Here is a 17,735-nt window from a genome sequence, read left to right on the forward strand (position 1 = left end):
GATAAGGTTAGGCAGGATTTTTACCTGCCATCTTATCCTTTAGTAATTGTCACACTAATTACTCTCTTTAATATCTTAACTGGTTGAAGTTCCAGTTTTTGCCATCGATGATGGTCAACTGGTTTACAGGGACATTAAGTCCCAGAATAACTTTCAGGGTCAACATGGCCATCATGGTTCCAGTGATTCCCGCCAAAGCTCCCAGAACCCCAAATTGGTCACAGTTCTGTACATCCTCTGGATTAGGGGGACTTGGAAATATATCCCCTAGGTTCTTGCTGCCCTCATAATTGAATACAGCCACTTGACCCTCAAAGGAAAATATGCTTCCATAAACGAGTGTTTTTCCCATTTTGATACAGTGGTCATTAACCAAGTATCTCGTTTCAAAATTATCTGAACCATCTACGATGATGTCGTATCCCGAAAATACAGCCGCAATGTTTTCCTTATTTAGTTTCTGGTCGATGGGCTCGAAAGAAATTCCTGAATTGAATTGGCGTACAAAAGAATGTGCACTTTCGACCTTTGGCCTTCCAATAAAGCTTTCTTGGTGTATCACCTGTCGGTTTAAGTTATGGATTTCAAGTATATCAAAGTCGATTGCAGCCAATTTCCCAACGCCTGCTGCTGCAAGGTATTGAATGACAGGGGATCCTAATCCGCCTGCACCGATCACCAGAACCCTTGAGTTTCCAATCTTGCGCTGGCCTTCAATGGATACTTCTTCCATGAAGATCTGTCGGCTATAGCGACTGAATTCTTTATCCATGGTTGCTGTTTGAGTTGCTGAATTGTTCAGAAAAACAGGAGTCCCAATCTTTCATGATAGGGTCATAGCCCTTGGCCTTTATACTGTTCTTTATTTCTTCCATACTTCGTTCATCGGAAATTTCAAACTGCTCCAGAGATTGCGGGTCCACGACATATCCACCAGGATTGGTTTTTGAGGCAGCACTCATGGTTGTTGCTCCCAATGCGATGATATGGTTCCTGAAGTTTTCACTTTCTCGCGTAGAGATTGAAATCTCCAGATCCGGATTCCAGATCCTATAGGCGCAGATCAATTGCAACAAGTGACGGTCCTCCATAATGAAGTTGGGTTCAATTATGCCCTCCGCGGGTCGCAATCGTGGAAATGAAACGGAATATTTGGTTTTCCAATATCGCTGTTGTAGGTAATTCAGATGAACCGCATTGAAGAAGCTGTCAATCCGCCAATCCTCTAGGCCTAATAGAACGCCTAGACCTATTTTATGGATTCCGGCAGAGCCTATGCGATCTGGTGTTTCTAATCGGAATTTGAAATTGGACTTTTTGCCTTTCGGGTGGTATATTTTATAGACTTCCTCGTGATAGGTTTCTTGATAGACCAACACTGAATGTACTCCTGCCTGATGGAGCATGGCATACTCTTCCTGGGAGAGTGGCTGTACCTCAATGGAGATATTTGAAAAAAAGGGTTTCAAGAGACTGATGGCGTTCAGGAAATATTGGATTTCTACGGTCTTATTGGCCTCTCCCGAAACCAATAGGACATGATTGATCCCCATCTCTTTTAAAGCCATGGCTTCCAAGATGATTTCAGCATTGCTCAAGGTCCTTCGTTTTATTTTGTTGTCCATACTGAAGCCACAGTAGGTACAGATGTTCTGGCATTCATTGCTCAGGTACAAAGGGGCATACAGTTGTATGGTCTTGCCAAAACGCTGTTGGGTCAACTGGCTGCTTAGTTGTGCCATTGGTTCCAAATAAAGTTCTGCAGCAGGTGAGATTAGGTTCAGAAAGTCCATGATAGACTTCTTAGGCCGAATCAGGGATGCTTCAACATCGGAGGTTTTGCAATTCTGTATTTTGTTTTGTATTTCTTTCCAGTCGTATTGGTTTAAGGTTTCTTTGATGTCCATCCTGTTATTGATCCATTAAAAAACTAGTTAGTGGAGAAGATGGATTGGCATTGAAGCTCTTGCTTGCTAATCCAGATTCATAAGCCATCCTTCCTGAAATCACGGCCAGCTTGAAAGCTTCGGCCATTTTAATAGGGTCCGAGGCCGTGGCAATTGCAGTGTTCACCAATACGGCATCTGCTCCAATTTCCATGGCTTGGGCAGCATCAGAGGGGGTTCCAATGCCCGCATCGACTACTACCGGTACCTGACTCTGTTCAATGATGATCTCCAAAAAGTCTATGGTCTTTAATCCCTTGTTGCTTCCTATTGGAGAACCTAATGGCATAACAACTGCCGTACCGGCATCCTCCAGTTTTTTACATAAAACAGGGTCAGCATGAATATAGGGCATGATGATAAAACCCTGCTTGGCTAACGCCTCGGTAGCTATTAAAGTTTCGATGGGGTCAGGCATCAAATATCGAGGGTCAGGATGGATTTCAAGTTTGATCCAATTGGTTTCAAAAGCTTCTCTTGCAAGTTGGGCTGCAAAAATTGCTTCTTTTGCATTCCTAGCTCCCGAAGTATTGGGAAGCAAGGCCACATTGGGTAATGACAAGGAATTCAGCAAGGTATCCTCGGCAGATTGGTGATCCACTCTTTTTAACGCTAAGGTGACCAATTCGGTTTGAGAAACTAAAATAGCTTCCTCCATTTGGGAAAGGTTTCCAAATTTTCCAGAACCTAAGAAAAGTCTGGATTGAAATGTTTTATCGGCTATTTTCAACATAATCTTCTGTGTAAAATTGATTCATTCTTGAAGTTGCAGAAGGGTCATTTTGAATCAAGCTTGATATAGCCACGCCATAAATCCCTGCTTGCAACAATTCGGTTAAGTCCTGTTCTTTTATCCCTCCAATGGCATAAATTGGAGGGTATTGTACCTTTTCATTTTTTAGTCTTTGGATGATTTCCTGGTATCCTGAAAATCCTAGAACTGGACTCAGTTTCTGTTTGGTTGAGGTGAACCGTAATGGTCCAAGACCAATGTAATCGCATTCTTCCTGAATTCTTTGAAGTACATCCTGGAAGCTGTTTGCTGTCCCTCCAATAATTTTTTCATTGCCTAAGACAGCTCTAGCACTTAAAATAGATTCATCCTGCAACCCTAAATGGATTCCATCTGCATCCAGGTCTTTGGCTAAATATAAATGGTCGTTGATGATAAAGGTTGCCTGATAGAGTTCACAGAGCTTTCGGCTCAATTCTGCAAGCTGATGAAGTTCCTTTTCTCTTCCAAATTTCCACCTGAGTTGTAGCCACTTGATTCCTGAATCCAGAGCCTTCCTGATATTTCTTTCCTGGTCCGAAAAAGTTCTTCCATCAGATATGTATTGGATTCGACTTAAGTTAGTTTTCATAGTTGGTCTGCCTTCCATAATGCTAGTTTTTCATTGCAGGAGATCAAATAATTAGTTGGATCGATCTGATTCCAAATGGACCCTAACAAAGCAATTCCGTCCGAACCTTTGCCTAATACTCTTTCCATGTTTTGATATTCAATTCCTCCTAGTCCAATCAAATCGACATCTGCATTGTCCTTTAGTTCAATATCTTCAAAAACATTGTTCGAAATACCGTGTCCAGGCTTTGAGATACTCTGAAAAATAGGGCTAAGAAAGGCGTAAGACCAAGTCTTGTTCAATTCATTGAATTCCTGAATAGAATGCGTGGAGGTCGATAAGATGTAATTACCATTATACTCCAATTGCTTCCCTCTTATCCGATCATAACTATTGAAATGCAGACGCTCAATTTCCATAAACTCAGTCGCAAGGTGATGGTGGGAGTGAAGTACGATTTTCTTTCTTTGACAAACATCAATATTGTCCAAATACTCCAAAGCCAGGTCATCCGATGAGGCATATTTCCTGAAATGAAATAGCTCCAATCCATTATCTAACATGTTGTTGACATGCAATGGTTCGTTAGGATAATTGCTGTTTGGAGAAACGACTATGATCATAGGTATATTTCTTTTCCACTTTCAATAAATTCCTTCGATTTTTCCAACATCCTTTCTTCGGTTGCCTCCCTGATCTCTTGCGTTATTTTCATGGAACAGAATTTAGGGCCGCACATCGAACAGAAATGAGCCACCTTTGCTGCATCTGCAGGTAAAGTTTCGTCATGAAACTCTCTTGCGGTATCAGGATCGAGTGAAAGGTTAAATTGGTCCTCCCATCTGAATTCGAATCTCGCTTTGCTCAATGCATTGTCTCTGTATTGGGCGCCAGGGTGTCCTTTGGCCAAATCTGCAGCATGGGCAGCAAGTTTATAGGTGATTACACCGTCCTTAACGTCTTTTTTATTGGGAAGGCCTAAGTGTTCTTTTGGTGTAACATAGCACAGCATAGCACAACCGTACCAGCCGATCATTGCAGCTCCAATAGCTGAAGTGATATGGTCATAGCCGGGTGCAATATCCGTTGTCAATGGGCCTAAGGTATAAAATGGAGCCTCATCACATTCTTCCAATTGCTTTTCCATGTTCTCTTTGATCATGTGCATAGGGACATGTCCCGGACCTTCTATCATCACCTGAACATCATGCTTCCAAGCTATTTTAGTCAGTTCTCCTAAGGTTTCCAATTCTGCAAATTGAGCCTCATCGTTGGCATCGGCAATAGAGCCTGGTCTTAATCCATCACCTAAAGAGAAGGCTACATCATACTTTTTCATGATTTCGCATATCTCCTCAAAATGCGTATACAGGAAATTCTCTTTATGATGGTATAGGCACCACTTAGCCATAATAGAACCACCTCTAGAAACAATTCCTGTTACCCTTTTCGCCGTTAAATGGATATATCTCAACAGGACACCCGCATGTATCGTAAAGTAGGAAACACCCTGTTCTGCTTGCTCAATGAGGGTATCCTTGAAAATCTCCCAGGTCAGATCTTCCGGCACACCTTTAACTTTTTCTAAAGCTTGATAGATAGGAACTGTACCTATTGGTACTGGAGAATTTCGGATAATCCACTCGCGGGTTTCATGGATGTTCTTTCCGGTAGAGAGGTCCATGATCGTGTCTGCACCCCATCGGCATGCCCAGACTGCTTTCTCCACTTCCTCTTCGATACTGGAACTTACAGCGCTGTTTCCGATATTGGCGTTGATCTTCACCAAGAAATTACGGCCAATGATCATAGGTTCACTTTCCGGATGGTTAATATTATTTGGAATGATTGCCCTTCCGGCTGCGATTTCATCCCGCACAAAATCAGGACTGATCCGTTTTGGCGTATTTGCACCAAAGCTTTCGCCCTTATGTTGTTCAGCTATTCCCTTCGTAGCGGACTGTAATTGTTCAATTCTTTGGTTCTCACGAATGGCAACATATTCCATTTCTGCAGTGATGATCCCTTTCTTAGCATAGTGCAGTTGGGTTACATTTTGTCCATCTGCTGCTCTTTTCGGTTTATGATTGTAAGAAAACCGCAATTCATCCAAGCTTGGGTCATGGAGCCTTTTTTGTCCGTACTCCGAACTGATGCCATCCAGAATCTCAACATCGTTGCGGTCTAAAATCCATTGTTCCCTGATCCTGTCCAGGCCTTTACGGATATCGATTTCAGAATTCACATCCGTATATGGACCAGAAGTATCATAAATCGTAACAGGAGGGTTTATTTCAAGACCATCCTTGCTCAGCTTGGTTGGGCTCAGGGATATTTCACGCATTGCAACTTGGATAGGGTATAGGTTACCTGGAATATAAACCTTTTTGGAATTTGGAAAAGCATTGGTTGTAATCTTTTGTTCTGTCATGTCTTCAAATATTTAAGGGTTATCCGCCTTGAGTTGCGGTTATGATTAGGATAGAATCAGTATCAGTCAATAAGGTATCCGACCATTTGTCTCTAGGGATGACTTGGTTATTTAGGGCAACAGCAACACCTTTGGTTTTGCCTTTAAGCTCCAAATCCATTAATTCCTCCAAGGTAAATGGAGATCTCTTGTACTGTTTTGTCTGATTATTGATAATAAGTAACATTCCTGAATAGTTATTTAAGCATTAATGCTTTAGGAATGTCTACTTTAGGTACAGGACGCACCCATGAATGACATTTTACTTTTCCCTACGCTAGTATGATCTAGATCAGGTTATAAGGGTAAAATCTCAGCCTGCAATTAATGCAGACACCCCTAAAGCGTAGGCAAGTTAGCTAAATGAGTTAACTAAAAGAAATTATTTGTGATTATAATACAATTTACAGGTTGCTTCTTTACCGAGAAGAAACCTTAAGCAATCCCTAGAACTACTTTAGGATCAATCTTTCAGCAGGGTTTTTCTCTTTAAATTCTTTGTAATATTTCTTGATATACACATGCAGGTCATAGCTGGTCCAATATTGGGCAGTTTCGAAATCAGGTCTATATTCCACCATAAACTGTTCCAGCTCTTCATCGTCCATGGGGATAATATCGCTGATGCTTGCTTTGTTGAAGATTTGGTCCACTTCCATATTTTTGATTTCTTGTTGCATAAAAGCATTGAACCTTCTCGCGTTTCTACCAGATTTACTGAATTTTTCGTAGAAGTAAGTAACGGTTGGCATGCCAAAGGGTAGAAGCAGGTACCATGGTGGTTCACCGGAGTAATATAGTCCCCCTTTAACGTTGATATCTTTTTTCATGCTTTCCAGTTCCTTCAGCTTTGCAGCTTTGGTATTCCCCATGACGACGATCTCTTCTAGCACGATGGATTTTTTCTGTAGGAAAACATGCTGCTTTAGATCTTCAGCCAAGATACTGAGGCTATTCCAATGCGGATGGACAAAGGTTATGCTATCAGACGGGCGGGCATCGATGCCAAAGGAACCATCAAAATCTGATCGCAGCGTTTGTTTTGTTCTTTGGTTAATGACATCCACATTTTTGATCAACAGACTGCTGTCACTGGAGTAAACTGTGCCGGTATACCTCTTTTGAGCTTGGGAAAATGCCACCAAACTATAAAGGAACAAAAGGAAGGAAATAATAATCGGTTTTAATGCCATAGCTCTAATATTAAGCTTTCATTTTCTTTAGGTGAAAATAATTCATCTAGTCTAATTTACTAAATCTAAAGGCTTAGAATGACAGTAATAACTATATTTAACATATTGGTTAAGAAAATTAAATACAGGAAGTCGTTTGGGGAATTAATTATTCTCATTTCGCCTGTTTACTAAAAATGAAAGGCTATTTTTGGATTCAATTTTAAAAAGAGCGATTGACCATGTTTGCCAAAATCCGAAACACCAATATTGCTGTTGCTGCTGCCATCTTATCCATGATCTGTGTGCAAGGGGGAGCATCATTCGCGAAGCAGTTGTTTCCGGCCATTGGTCCCATTGCGACAACAACCTTGAGGATTGGCTTATCTGCCATTCTGCTCTATGCGATTAATAGGCCGAAGCTACGTACCTTCAACAAGCAACAATGGATGTACTGTGGCCTTTACGGAATCGGCATTGCCGTCATGAACCTCATTTTTTATATGGCCATCCAAAGAATCCCATTGGGCTTAGGTGTTACCATTGAATTCGTAGGACCTCTGTTCTTGGCCTTTGTCCTATCAAAGAAATGGACAGATGTCATCTGGGCAGTATTGGCTTTGACAGGAATTTTACTGATCGTTCCTTGGAAGAGCAATGGCATCGATCCGATAGGATTGGGATTAGCCTTGCTTGCAGGGGTCTTCTGGGCCGTGTATATCCTGATGGGGGCCAAGCTTTCCAAAGTTATGGAGGGTAAACAGGCAGTTACTACCGGGATGATGATCGCAACGGTCTTTATAGTTCCATTTGCCTTAATGGATGGCGCGATATTGAACATCAATACTGGGCAATTTTCCAAAGGGCTTCTCGTGGCCATCTTATCTTCTGCATTGCCGTTTTCATTAGACATGATGGCCTTGGGAAGACTGCCAGCCAAAACATTCAGCATCTTGACCAGTCTGCAGCCTGCATTCGGTGCACTCTCTGGACTGATATTTTTACATGAATACCTCAGTATCAATCAATGGGTGTCTGTCTTATGTGTGGTGTTGGCAAGTATAGGGACGACAATTTTTTCTCGAAAACAGGAAATGCTTGAACTATAAATAAAAAATTCCAACAAAAAAATCCATGAAATGTTCAAAGGGTATAAACAAATTTTCAATGATATGCCCAGAGAAAAAACACCCCAGATAAAAAAACCAAAAACCTATGATGCATTGGTAGATAAGGGGATGAGTAAAGAAAAAGCTGCCCGAATCTCAAATGCCCAGGCTGCTGGTACCATCGATCATAATTCTAAAAAGCTGGAAGAAAGATCAAAATCTGATTTATTGGCAGAAGCAAAAGAAATCGGTATAAAAAATCGTCACAGCATGAATAAGGGACAGCTTATCAAAGAAATCAGAGGACATTAACAGTCCTCTTTTTTTATCCTCCTAAATTTACTACGCGATTTAGGGAATCTAAGCTTGCAGTACATTTTTCATTAGCTTTCGTGCCTATGACTTGAGTATCGCTCTCTTCGACTTCATAGCCTTTGCTCTTCAGGTAATGGATCAACGTATTCCTATGATCGACTTCAAAGTTTGAGATCACCTGCGGGAAGGTTGTGAATATTCTGTAATGATTATCTTTTCTGTTCTGTTGGATTAACTCTGATTTTACGGTCATGAGCATGACCCCACTGCCATAATCTGCTAGGTAATAGGCGTCGGCATCAAACATTCCGACTGCGATTAGGCCCAATCGATGTAAGTCTTCCTGTTTGATCGAAAATTCAGGAGTCCTCAATTGATCTATTTTATTTTTCACACCAAACTCCTTCAATGCTTTCGCATCAATTAGGAGGTTTTCAGGTAAGTTTGATTGACTATTTGCCCATGACCAAAGCCAAGTGTTCACAGAATAAGAAAAGCTCCCAATAATCTGCAATGGAAACTCAAGTCCATCACCAAAAGTGATTGACCCACGTGTCAAATCCGCATCCCAGCTCTTGTCTTCAATTAATTCCGAAAAGTCCACTTGCTTTTCAAATCCATAAGCTGCATAACTCTCAAATAATTCTTTCTCCGTTTTTATTGGCTCAATTATAGGGCTTTCTTTGCTGGTTGGTTGTTCTGATTTTTCATTTTCCTGTTTAGGTGTAGGTTTTCCAAATAACCTATTTAAAAATCCCATAATATATTACTTTACTGTGTTAGTTTCTTTTGATGATTTAAGTTAACAAAGGCTGGTTGAAATCCATAATTAGAAGGGGCTAATGTTGTAGGAAATTCATTTTTCGTAGTGTTATATCTACTGTTTGTAGGAGAAAATACTTATCAGCCTAAATCGTCGAATATTAATTTTACCTCAATTAAAGTGAAGTTAGGTTTTATTTTAGCTTATTAATGGTCGTTTGGTTAAATATTTGCTTAAATTCTGGACTTAATAAGGTAGCCTATTTTAAGATCGTATTTTTTTGATATTGTAAAATTTACATAGATAAATGGTTGTGTAACAATTTGTTATTGTAAAGATAGCCGAGTTGTTACAGCAATGTCTGTTCAAACAGTTGTTTCGCTTAACAAAATAATCTTTCATTCCTGTGATTATTAGTGTTATGTGCTGAAAAGTAATTGTTTTATTGGCTATTTTTGACCATTATTATTTTTACCTGTGAAACCATTATTACTCTTGACCGGGCTACTGCTTTTAGTATCCTGTAAAAACCAAATTACATCTACTCAAGAATCAGAGAAGAATCCGTATTACGAACAGGCATACGATTTCTTGGACAAAAATGAGTTTGATAGTGCATTTGTCTATTTTGAGAAAGCAAAATCTCTGTTCTTGGAAAGGGATGATAGTGTCGGTGTGGCCGAAAGCTTGATCAATATGGCCGTGACCCAATCTGATTTTGGTGATTATTATGGTTCCCAGGAAACCTCCACCAAGGCCATTGAATATCTGAACCTGAACGATACCGCTCAATACGGCTTGTTGGGAATGGTCTACAACAATTTAAGTAATGTCTATACTTCCCTAAAGGATACTGAAAAATCAATTGAAGCCAATCAATTAGCCATACGGTATGCCGCAAACCCTGCCAATAAAAAGGTTTACGAAAATAACTTGGCTTCCACTTATATAGCGAATAGAGAATATCAAAAAGCCATTGAAATCTTAAAAAAACTACTATCCAATACAGATTCAAATTCCATTGATTATGCACGATTCTTAACGAATTATGCCAGGGCAAAAAGCCATGTCGATACGAATTACAGGTTTTTGCCCGTATTGAGGAAGGCCATGCTGATCCGTCAGAAGAAGAAAGACCCTTGGGGGCTCAATTCGAGTTATTCCCATATGGCGAACTATTATAAGGAGAGGAACAAGGATTCAGCGCTGTATTATTCCAAGCAGCAATATGAGGCGGCTAAGGCTATCAAAAATCCAGATGCCCAAATGGATGCCCTGCAGCGCATGTTGGAACTTTCTGTTCTAGAAAGAAACCAACCTATACTAGAAAGGTACCATAAGATACAGGACAGCGTCGAAATTGCACGGATGACTGCAAAAAATCAATTTGCATTAATCCGCTACGAGGTGGAAAAGAGTAAAACCAACAACCTGAAGCTTAGCAATGAAGTTGCTGAAAAGCAATATAGATTGAACCTGATGCGGGTATTCATCGTCGGTCTGTTGATTGTGGCTGCACTGACTTCATTCTATTTCTTGAATTGGCATAAAAGAAGGAAACAGCGAATGGAATTGGAAGCTGAAAATAGGGTGAAGGAAAGTCAACTGAAAACTTCCAGAAAAGTCCATGATGTCGTTGCGAATGGGATTTACAGGGTAATGGCTGAATTAGAGAATCGAGATGATATCAACCGAGAGGAGCTATTGGACCGGTTGGAAATCCTATATGATAAGTCTAGGGATATATCCTACGAAGTTGAAGACCTCGGGATGGATGATATTCAGTTCCATCTGACCATCTCCGAATTACTGAAGTCATTTTCAAATGAGGACCGTACCATCCTGATTGCAGGGAACGAGGAAGCTATTTGGGAAAAATTCAATGCCCTTCAAAAGGACAACCTAGAGCAGGTCTTGCAGGAGCTGCTAGTCAATATGCAGAAGCATAGTAAAGCGCAGGAAGTCATCGTCCGATTTGATTACGATGGTAATAACCTTCATGTTCATTATAAAGATGATGGCATTGGACTTTCGGATTCCTTAAAATATGGCAATGGATTTAAGAATACGGAAAACCGTATAAATCTATTGAAAGGGACCCTTACTTTTGAGAAAAATAATAATAGAGGTTTAGGAATTCACATTTCCATCCCTATTCAAAAATAGGATGTTATGTTTAAAAAAGTATTGATTGCTGAAGATCATGAGGTGGCCAACCTTTCTGTCCATAAGACGGTACAGGAAATGGGAGTCACGGATACCAAATATGTCTATTACTGCGATGATGCCCTCAGTTGGATCAAAAAAGCAGTTCGCGAGGGAGAGCCGTATGACCTCCTGATTACCGACTTGGTTTTCGAAGATGATATCGTCCCGCAAAAGATTTCCCATGGTAAGGACTTGATAAAAGCCGCAAAAGAAGTACAACCAGATCTGAAGGTGATTGTATTTTCTTCCATTGATCGGATCAGCTTGATTGAGGATCTCTTTAGAAATTATCAGATCGATGCCTATGTCAGGAAGGCAAGGCATGATGGGCAACATTTTAGAGAAGCGCTGAAAGCGGTTGCCAGCAACAAAATTTATCAATCACCCGATATCCGCTTGGCCCTAAGGTCAAAGAATTCACATGAATTTACCAATATGGATATCCAGATTATCTCATCCCTATCCCAAGGAGTCCTTCAAAAGAACATCCCTCAAATCTTGCAGGAAAAGAATATCAAACCTTCGGGATTGAGTAGTATCGAGAAAAGACTGAACCTGATGAAAGAGGTATTAGGCTTTACCAAGAATGAACAACTGGTATTGTATTGCAAGGATAAGGGATTAATATAAAATTAATGATTGCTTTACGGAAAACCGTATGGTAATGCCAAGTAGGGAAAGTATCTTTGCTTACAGATTTGACCAACCCATATTAACCAAAATAAATATAAATGGCTTCTAATTATTTAGAGGCCATTTTTTATGCTTTTTCCTGCCAATCTTGTTAAAAAATGTTAATCCATGGGTCTTAATATACATTTAGGCATTTGCTTTGCGTTAATAATAGCAAACAGAGTAAAAGAGTAAATAATTTCATAATTTAGGTTAATAATTGGTTAGTTAAAAAAAACCTGAGCTTCCCCGGCTCAGGTTTTTTATTTATTGTTTATAATGAATATGATCCTATTGCTAATCGCCAATATTTGGCAATAGACTAAGTCAAATCAAAATTTACGGCAAACTTCAATAATTCAGCAAAGGATTTATTTTCCAGTTTCTTGCAAATGTTTTTTCGGTGTGTGGATACGGTATGGGAGGATAGAAAGAGTTGGTCTGATATTTCTGATGTTGAGAAGCCATTTGCCAGCATTCGAATAATCTCTTTTTCCCTTTTGGTCAGTTGCGCATATTTTTTATAATGGGCATGCACATATTCGTTTTGATCCAAAGTCTTATTGACCCGTTGGATGATATGGTCTAATCCATCAATAGGAGCAGATATCAAGATCAACTTAGTCTCGGTTTGAATTTTAGCAAGTTTACAACTGGTAAAACACCATTGATACTGTTGATCGGCATACCTTTTTACCCTTTGGAAAAAATTGTATGTTTTATCAGCCTCCCCATTGATGATATACTGCTGTAAACCAACAAAAAAGCTGAATATTTCCTCTTTAACAAAGAAATGGTCGTAATAATCCATCCCCATGGCAGGGATCTCTTCAGGATATACCCCTAAATAACTGGTCCCCCAATGGTTCATATAACTGCAGCCATTAGGTGAATTTCCGTTCAAATCATGGATCATGAGGCTTGCCGGTAAGATATCGCCTAAGTCAGGAATGCTGAAATTCCCCATATTAAGACCATGTGAGATTTCAAATAATTGGGCATCAAGGGTAATCATAATAATTAATATATGGTTTGGAAATTAATTATCGCTTATCCTAAAATAGCGAACAATGTTTAAACACTAAAATAATTTTTTCAAATCTGCTAATCGAATTGCAATAAATAATTCTATTATAGAACCTGTTAACCTTTTTTTAATGTAATCTTAATATTTTAATTGATTTTAAACAATTGATAATCAAACCAATAACTTGGTGTTTACTTAAGGTTAACTAATGCGAATTTTTTATTTTGAAATAATAAAAAAGCCAAAAAAACCTTTGTTACAGTTGTGGTAATATTTATTTTCGTAACAGTTTAATCTTTTTAACAAAATTAGATTCCAACTGAAAAATAGAATCATGAAAAAGCTAACGATCCTTCTCCTTATTATTTTCAACTGTCTGGCGGCATCGGCACAAAGAGGTAAAATCAGCAATAATTTTTTTGGTCACTTGGAGTTCAATTCCCTTGATGGAATGTATAAGGCCACCCTTGAAAAGAATATCTTCAATGGATTGGAATTTTATGACAATTCAAGCAATAGAATCACCTTTGATGAAAAGTACCTAGCCAAGCATTTTCCAGGGATCATGAGAGATAATGAAGGGAAAACCAATTTTCTGCGAAATCTGGTTCGTAAATATTCACGTGATAAAAATTATAGATTATCTCATGTCATTGACATGTTTGGCAAAGAGAAGATTGAAGACAATCGTGGTTATTCTTCCGAGAGAGGAACGGATATTTTTGGACATGAATATCATGAAGAATCGGGGAAGTTTGGTACTGCTAGCATTAAACGCAACCTGCAAGGTGTTCTTGAATATGATCGAAATGATTTTTCAGCCAGCTTAGGCAAAGATTTTCACAGGCAATGGGTATATGAAGATTCTCAAAAAAACAGAATCGAATTCAATCCTAGTTCTTGGGAAAAAATGATCAAAAGGTTCAAGTCTGATAAAGAAATCATGTTCTTCTTAATCGAACAAATGACTGATTTCTATGACGAAGATGACAACACCTATCATGACGATTATTGAGACTTACTTAGTGGTTCAATATGAATTCCACAGCAGCGTCGTCATCAATTTTTAAGCAATATAAGCCAGCAGCATCGGGTTGGTCATCTTCATGCGCAGAACTGCTGATAAATAATTCATCCATATTTGGCCCTCCAAAAGTGCAGGAAGTTGGATTTTTGGAAGGCAACGGGATATAATCGATGACCTTTAACCTTGCAAGATCAAATATGATGATCCGGTTTGCGCCCCAATTTGCTATGTAGAGTTTTTGGCTCCTGGAGAGGCACATTCCGTCCAATGAACCTGTTCCATCATACTGAAAGACCAGGGTTTCATCCTCCAATTTTCCATCATTGTATTTGAATCGTCTGACCGAGTTTAATTCAGAATCGATGAAATAGATAAAAGTGTCCTCAAAGACAATCCCATTTGAAATAATGACTCCATCCAATAGTGGCTTTGCATTGTCCTGCTTCAGTTCATATAAGGTTGCGTCAGGTAGCAATGGACCGTTATCACCATTATTGAGGTTGTTCATGCTGCCGATTAACCAAGTTCCCCAAGGGCTAACTGCACCATCATTATATCGGTAATTTGACCTATGCTCAGGCTGTGTGATGAAAGTCTTTCTCCCTGTTTTCCATTCCAATTCATACAGACCGCTTTCAAGAGAGATTAAGATTATGTCCAAGTCAGGGGTCAATGCCAAACAACTCACATATTCGTTGAAAACATGCTCCTCAAAACTCTTTGTTTGGTAATCATAGATGTATAGTTTTTTGTCCATGATGTCCACAAAGAAAAGTTTCTGGATCCTATAATCCCAAACCGGTCCTTCGCCTAATTTTAAAGCTTCGTTATAAATTCTTTTCAGGGCCATATTTTCCTGGTTTTGGTAAATTGCTGTAAATCCTGAAATTGTTTCATTTTCAATTGCGGATTTCTTGGTCATTATCAGCAATATAAGTTATTTTTAGGTTTAATTTTAAACCTACATGAGATTTTTAGAGAAACTGGAAGCTGGTCAGACGGTTATCGGGCCATTTTCAAAAACTTCAGATCCTTCCATGATTGAAGCCATGGGATATGCAGGCTTTGACTTTATCATCATCGATTTGGAACATGGTCCTAATAGCATTTTAAATGCGCAGAACCTCGTGAGGGCAGCGCAGATCACAGGAGCCTTTCCTATCATCCGAGTTCCCGAAAATGCGGCATCGGCTATCGGAAAAGCTTTGGATATCGGTGCCTTGGGGATACAAGTCCCTCAGATCAGTAATGCCGAACAGGCAAAATTGGCTGTTGAGTATGCTAAATTTGGCCCCATAGGTATGCGCGGTGTTTGTAGGTTTGTCCGTGCTGCAGAGTTCTCAAACAAAGATAGGTTTGAATATTTTTCAGAGGCCAATAAGAATTACCTGATCTTGCAATTGGAAGGAGAAGAGGCTATCAGGAATATTGAGGAAATCATTCAGGTGGAACATGTCAACATTATCTTTCTGGGACCTTATGATCTATCCCAAGCCTTAGGAGTGCCAGGACAGATTAATCATCCTACCGTTATAGAGAAAATAGAATATATCGTCTCGCTCTGCAAAGAAAACTCGAAAAAAACCGGAATTTTTGCGGATAATCTTACGGACGCCAGAAAATGGAGGGACTTAGGGATTGATTACATTTCATATGCAGTTGATGTAGGGATCATACAAGAAGCTTCGAAGTCCATAATCACTGAATTCCTAAAATAGATTTAATTTGAAAATTTCATGTTTTTTTTGTGCTCTTGTTTTGTGAAAATTTCCTATATGTATAAACATGTTTATATTTTTCTTTGATATGTAGGTACAATGTTTTAATATTGTGCTGTAGACCAATTGAAATTAAAGAATTTTTAGATTGCAAATAGATATGTTGGAAGATTTGTCAACCATGGAAAGCCCTTCAATCATTCGAGGTACCAGACAAGCAGTGATGCCATCCGTAATTTCAAAGGAATTTAGGGATGGATATAGCATTTATCCCTCCTTTTCCATTGCCGAAGGAATGATTTCATCGGGATATTCCTCTTTAGCAGACTGGATGATTTCCAAGAAAACGGTTTGTGTGGATGGTTATGTTGCGGTAGATTGGGCTGGGATCAAGGCTGCCTTGGAAAAAGAATTTGCCAGGAGATCCGTACGTGTGAATTGGATTGAAACAAAGGATTTCTTTAAGCCTGAGGCGGAGATCGATATAATGGTAGCACCTTATATGGGTGATGAAGACTCGGTATGGGGAAAGGTTTGTGACCTTAACCTAGCTGAATTCTTTGACATGGAGGGATTAAAGAATCTGGAGGCCAATCAAGGCTTTGAACTCAATATAGTCTGGGGGATTGGAGCCAGTTTTGTTAGCACTTTTAATTCCATAGCCTATTTTGATATTCCAAAAAATGAACTGCTTTTCCGGGTAAGGGGAAATTCTGCCTTTAATATTGGATCCACGACAAGGTTCAATATGAAGAAAACCTACAAGCGTTTGTATTTTGTGGATTGGATCGTGTTGAATGCCCATAAAAAGGCGATCCTTTCAAAGATCGATCTTCTTTCAGACAGCCAATGGTTGGATACCATAAATTGGATCCAAGGCGAAGATTTAAGAAATTCCTTATCTGAAATGAGCAGAACGGTCTTCAGGCCTAGACCCTGGTTTGACCCTGGGGTATGGGGCGGACAATGGATGAAAGCTCATTTTCAGGAATTGGCCCAAGATGAGGTGAATTACGCTTGGTCATTTGAAATTATTGCACCTGAAAATGGATTGGTTCTAGAAAGTTCGGGGCATTTGTTGGAGGTCAGTTTTGATACGCTGATGTTTCAGGAGTCTAAAAATATTTTAGGCTCAGGTCATCCGCAGTTTGGTGATTATTTCCCGATCCGTTTTGATTTTCTGGATACTTTTGATGGTGGAAACCTTTCAGTTCAATGCCATCCAGCATTGGATTATATACAGGAAAATTTTGGCGAACAGTTTACACAGGATGAAACCTATTACATCATGGATTGCAAGGAAGATGCGAAGGTGTATTTGGGATTTCAAGAAGACATTGAACCAAACAGATTTAAAAAGGCTTTAGAAGATAGTGTAGTAGAAGAGAAGGAGCTGGAGGTTGCCGAATTTGTCCAGGAATTTAATTCCGAAAAACATAAGCTATATCTAATTCCAAATCAGACGGTACACAGTGCTGGAAGGAATAATTTGGTTTTAGAGATTTCAGCAACACCCTATATCTATACTTTTAAGATGTACGATTGGCTTCAGCGGGACAAGGAGGGGAAGCCTAGACCCATCAATATTGAACATGGGTTCAGGAACCTGGATTTTTCAAGAAAAGGAGAGCTGGTTGAACGGGAACATATCTCCAAATCCTATATATTAGAGGAACGTGAGGGGGCAAAAATCATCCAATATCCAACCCATCCTGAACATTATTATGCAATACAAAGATTAGATGTCAAGGATCAAATCGAAGTGCAGACAGCGGATAAAGTGCATGTCCTGATGCTTGTCGAAGGCAGTAAGATTGAACTGGAGGACATAGCAGGAAATCAGCAAACATTCCATTATGCCGAAACTTTCATTGTACCGGCTGCAGCAGAACAGTATAAAATTAAGAATCTAGGAGAGGGAGAAGCTAAGGTCATTCTTTCTTACTTGAAATGATCAAAACG

At 39.5% G+C, this 17,735-nt stretch carries 18 protein-coding genes and 1 riboswitch; of the genes, 7 read left to right on the forward strand and 11 right to left on the reverse strand.

Features of this window, described 5'->3' with window-relative positions:
- Positions 1-67 precede the first annotated feature (67 nt).
- From NMK93_RS06215 to NMK93_RS06250, 8 genes are all read right to left on the reverse strand, one after another.
- Positions 68-772 carry a HesA/MoeB/ThiF family protein gene (locus NMK93_RS06215; protein WP_254528391.1) on the reverse strand — a complete coding sequence of 235 codons (705 nt, stop codon included), beginning with the start codon at positions 770-772 and terminating at the stop codon, positions 68-70.
- Positions 765-1,907 carry a 2-iminoacetate synthase ThiH gene (thiH, locus tag NMK93_RS06220; RefSeq protein WP_254528392.1) on the reverse strand — a complete coding sequence of 381 codons (1,143 nt, stop codon included), beginning with the start codon at positions 1,905-1,907 and terminating at the stop codon, positions 765-767. Before thiH ends, NMK93_RS06215 begins: the two co-directional genes overlap by 8 nt.
- A 4-nt stretch (positions 1,908-1,911) precedes the next feature.
- Positions 1,912-2,679 (reverse strand): thiazole synthase, encoded by a 768-nt coding sequence (locus tag NMK93_RS06225; RefSeq protein ID WP_185211519.1) that lies wholly within the window; start codon positions 2,677-2,679, stop codon positions 1,912-1,914.
- Complete coding sequence (thiE, locus tag NMK93_RS06230; protein ID WP_254528399.1) at positions 2,660-3,310, reverse strand: thiamine phosphate synthase; 651 nt, start codon at positions 3,308-3,310, stop codon at positions 2,660-2,662. Before thiE ends, NMK93_RS06225 begins: the two co-directional genes overlap by 20 nt.
- The gene (locus NMK93_RS06235; RefSeq protein ID WP_185217183.1) at positions 3,307-3,915 is read right to left on the reverse strand and encodes a thiamine phosphate synthase; all 609 of its coding nucleotides are present in this window, start codon (positions 3,913-3,915) and stop codon (positions 3,307-3,309) included. Before NMK93_RS06235 ends, thiE begins: the two co-directional genes overlap by 4 nt.
- A complete protein-coding gene (thiC, locus tag NMK93_RS06240; RefSeq protein ID WP_254528401.1) occupies positions 3,912-5,723 on the reverse strand; it encodes a phosphomethylpyrimidine synthase ThiC in 1,812 nt (603 codons plus the stop codon). Before thiC ends, NMK93_RS06235 begins: the two co-directional genes overlap by 4 nt.
- A gap of 19 nt (positions 5,724-5,742) precedes the next feature.
- Positions 5,743-5,949, reverse strand: coding sequence for a sulfur carrier protein ThiS (gene thiS, locus NMK93_RS06245; protein ID WP_185211523.1), 207 nt, complete (start codon positions 5,947-5,949; stop codon positions 5,743-5,745).
- Positions 5,950-6,014: 65 nt separating this feature from the next.
- Positions 6,015-6,113: riboswitch (TPP riboswitch) on the reverse strand.
- A gap of 101 nt (positions 6,114-6,214) precedes the next feature.
- Positions 6,215-6,955 (reverse strand): hypothetical protein, encoded by a 741-nt coding sequence (locus tag NMK93_RS06250; protein ID WP_254528403.1) that lies wholly within the window; start codon positions 6,953-6,955, stop codon positions 6,215-6,217.
- 221 nt (positions 6,956-7,176) lie between these two features.
- Between NMK93_RS06250 and NMK93_RS06255 the strand changes: the two genes are divergently transcribed.
- Both NMK93_RS06255 and NMK93_RS06260 read left to right on the forward strand, forming a co-directional pair.
- Positions 7,177-8,043 carry a DMT family transporter gene (locus NMK93_RS06255; protein ID WP_254528406.1) on the forward strand — a complete coding sequence of 289 codons (867 nt, stop codon included), beginning with the start codon at positions 7,177-7,179 and terminating at the stop codon, positions 8,041-8,043.
- A gap of 30 nt (positions 8,044-8,073) precedes the next feature.
- A complete protein-coding gene (locus NMK93_RS06260) occupies positions 8,074-8,355 on the forward strand; it encodes a Rho termination factor N-terminal domain-containing protein (RefSeq protein ID WP_254528408.1) in 282 nt (93 codons plus the stop codon).
- 13 nt (positions 8,356-8,368) lie between these two features.
- Here NMK93_RS06260 and NMK93_RS06265 read toward each other — a convergent pair whose 3' ends face one another.
- Complete coding sequence (locus tag NMK93_RS06265; RefSeq protein ID WP_254528410.1) at positions 8,369-9,118, reverse strand: DUF6882 domain-containing protein; 750 nt, start codon at positions 9,116-9,118, stop codon at positions 8,369-8,371.
- Between the two features lie 480 nt (positions 9,119-9,598).
- On the opposite strand from NMK93_RS06265, the gene NMK93_RS06270 reads away from it, so the two are divergent.
- Together NMK93_RS06270 and NMK93_RS06275 are read left to right on the forward strand one after the other, a co-directional pair.
- Positions 9,599-11,287, forward strand: a complete 1,689-nt coding sequence (locus NMK93_RS06270) for an ATP-binding protein (RefSeq protein ID WP_254528412.1) — start codon at positions 9,599-9,601, stop codon at positions 11,285-11,287.
- A gap of 6 nt (positions 11,288-11,293) precedes the next feature.
- Positions 11,294-11,959, forward strand: coding sequence for a response regulator transcription factor (locus NMK93_RS06275; RefSeq protein ID WP_185217178.1), 666 nt, complete (start codon positions 11,294-11,296; stop codon positions 11,957-11,959).
- A gap of 364 nt (positions 11,960-12,323) precedes the next feature.
- On the opposite strand, the gene NMK93_RS06280 is transcribed toward NMK93_RS06275, so the two are convergent.
- Complete coding sequence (locus NMK93_RS06280; RefSeq protein WP_254528414.1) at positions 12,324-13,016, reverse strand: response regulator transcription factor; 693 nt, start codon at positions 13,014-13,016, stop codon at positions 12,324-12,326.
- Between the two features lie 346 nt (positions 13,017-13,362).
- Here NMK93_RS06280 and NMK93_RS06285 point away from each other — a divergent pair, with 346 nt between their 5' ends.
- Entirely contained in the window at positions 13,363-14,043 is a 681-nt protein-coding gene (locus NMK93_RS06285) for a hypothetical protein (RefSeq protein WP_254528416.1), read from the forward strand.
- A 7-nt stretch (positions 14,044-14,050) separates the two neighbouring features.
- Here NMK93_RS06285 and NMK93_RS06290 read toward each other — a convergent pair whose 3' ends face one another.
- Entirely contained in the window at positions 14,051-14,977 is a 927-nt protein-coding gene (locus NMK93_RS06290; protein ID WP_254528418.1) for an SMP-30/gluconolactonase/LRE family protein, read from the reverse strand.
- Between the two features lie 43 nt (positions 14,978-15,020).
- Between NMK93_RS06290 and NMK93_RS06295 the strand changes: the two genes are divergently transcribed.
- Positions 15,021-15,773, forward strand: coding sequence for an HpcH/HpaI aldolase/citrate lyase family protein (locus tag NMK93_RS06295; protein ID WP_254528425.1), 753 nt, complete (start codon positions 15,021-15,023; stop codon positions 15,771-15,773).
- 160 nt (positions 15,774-15,933) lie between these two features.
- Positions 15,934-17,727, forward strand: a complete 1,794-nt coding sequence (locus NMK93_RS06300) for a class I mannose-6-phosphate isomerase (RefSeq protein ID WP_254528427.1) — start codon at positions 15,934-15,936, stop codon at positions 17,725-17,727.
- The last annotated feature ends 8 nt before the right edge of the window (positions 17,728-17,735 follow it).

Source organism: Sphingobacterium sp. LZ7M1 (assembly GCF_024296865.1).
Classification (GTDB): Bacteria; Bacteroidota; Bacteroidia; order Sphingobacteriales; family Sphingobacteriaceae; genus Sphingobacterium.

Bases quoted from the DNA above. Each gene is read 5' to 3' on its own strand.
- NMK93_RS06290 (WP_254528418.1), bottom strand. From the start codon at position 14,977: ATGACCAAGAAATCCGCAATTGAAAATGAAACAATTTCAGGATTTACA.
- NMK93_RS06280 (WP_254528414.1), bottom strand. From the start codon at position 13,016: ATGATTACCCTTGATGCCCAATTATTTGAAATCTCACATGGTCTTAAT.
- NMK93_RS06235 (WP_185217183.1), bottom strand. From the start codon at position 3,915: ATGATCATAGTCGTTTCTCCAAACAGCAATTATCCTAACGAACCATTG.
- NMK93_RS06285 (WP_254528416.1), top strand. From the start codon at position 13,363: ATGAAAAAGCTAACGATCCTTCTCCTTATTATTTTCAACTGTCTGGCG.
- NMK93_RS06275 (WP_185217178.1), top strand. From the start codon at position 11,294: ATGTTTAAAAAAGTATTGATTGCTGAAGATCATGAGGTGGCCAACCTT.
- NMK93_RS06255 (WP_254528406.1), top strand. From the start codon at position 7,177: ATGTTTGCCAAAATCCGAAACACCAATATTGCTGTTGCTGCTGCCATC.
- NMK93_RS06300 (WP_254528427.1), top strand. From the start codon at position 15,934: ATGTTGGAAGATTTGTCAACCATGGAAAGCCCTTCAATCATTCGAGGT.
- NMK93_RS06215 (WP_254528391.1), bottom strand. From the start codon at position 772: ATGGATAAAGAATTCAGTCGCTATAGCCGACAGATCTTCATGGAAGAA.
- NMK93_RS06265 (WP_254528410.1), bottom strand. From the start codon at position 9,118: ATGGGATTTTTAAATAGGTTATTTGGAAAACCTACACCTAAACAGGAA.
- thiS (WP_185211523.1), bottom strand. From the start codon at position 5,949: ATGTTACTTATTATCAATAATCAGACAAAACAGTACAAGAGATCTCCA.
- NMK93_RS06295 (WP_254528425.1), top strand. From the start codon at position 15,021: ATGAGATTTTTAGAGAAACTGGAAGCTGGTCAGACGGTTATCGGGCCA.
- NMK93_RS06250 (WP_254528403.1), bottom strand. From the start codon at position 6,955: ATGGCATTAAAACCGATTATTATTTCCTTCCTTTTGTTCCTTTATAGT.
- thiE (WP_254528399.1), bottom strand. From the start codon at position 3,310: ATGAAAACTAACTTAAGTCGAATCCAATACATATCTGATGGAAGAACT.
- NMK93_RS06260 (WP_254528408.1), top strand. From the start codon at position 8,074: ATGTTCAAAGGGTATAAACAAATTTTCAATGATATGCCCAGAGAAAAA.
- NMK93_RS06225 (WP_185211519.1), bottom strand. From the start codon at position 2,679: ATGTTGAAAATAGCCGATAAAACATTTCAATCCAGACTTTTCTTAGGT.
- thiH (WP_254528392.1), bottom strand. From the start codon at position 1,907: ATGGACATCAAAGAAACCTTAAACCAATACGACTGGAAAGAAATACAA.
- thiC (WP_254528401.1), bottom strand. From the start codon at position 5,723: ATGACAGAACAAAAGATTACAACCAATGCTTTTCCAAATTCCAAAAAG.